Source organism: Anaerofustis sp. (assembly GCF_019420015.1).
Taxonomy (GTDB): domain Bacteria; phylum Bacillota; class Clostridia; order Eubacteriales; family Anaerofustaceae; genus Anaerofustis.
Map to the genome: position 1 here is coordinate 61,823 of NZ_JAHZIA010000017.1, position 456 is coordinate 62,278.

At 34.4% G+C, this 456-nt stretch carries 1 protein-coding gene; it reads right to left on the bottom strand.

The genetic code is table 11. The features are described 5' to 3' along the window. On the bottom strand, window positions 1-425 hold a 425-nt coding region (locus QZ357_RS04490), incomplete at its 3' end, for an iron-containing alcohol dehydrogenase (RefSeq protein WP_290772346.1). Between the last annotated feature and the right edge of the window lie 31 nt (window positions 426-456).

Sequence of the window (456 nt, forward strand, 5' to 3'; positions counted from 1 at the left end):
CATAAGATTTGAGGGATAGAATTTTTCATTATGTCGAACATTTCCATTACTATAGGAGTTGCTATTCCGACCTTTATTCCGTGTAACTGAGGATATTTATGATTTTTTATAAAATTAACTTCCCAGTAGTGAGATAGCATATGCTCTGCTCCTGATGCAGGACGCGAAACTCCCACAAGTCCCATTGCTACTCCTGTAAGTGTAAGTGCTTCTATCAGATATTTTATTGCCGTTTCGTCTCTGTTTTTTAATTTTGAAGCATTGTCTATTGTTTTTTGTATTGCTTTTTGTGTCAGTTGTATACATGTTTCGCAGTAATATTCATTGTTTATTTCTTTTGAAAGTTTCCAATCAAGTAAAGCAGTGATTTTTCCTATTATATCACCGTATCCTGCTTGTATAAGCTTCATTGGTGCTTCTTTCATTATATCTATATCACCGATGATTGCGTATGGC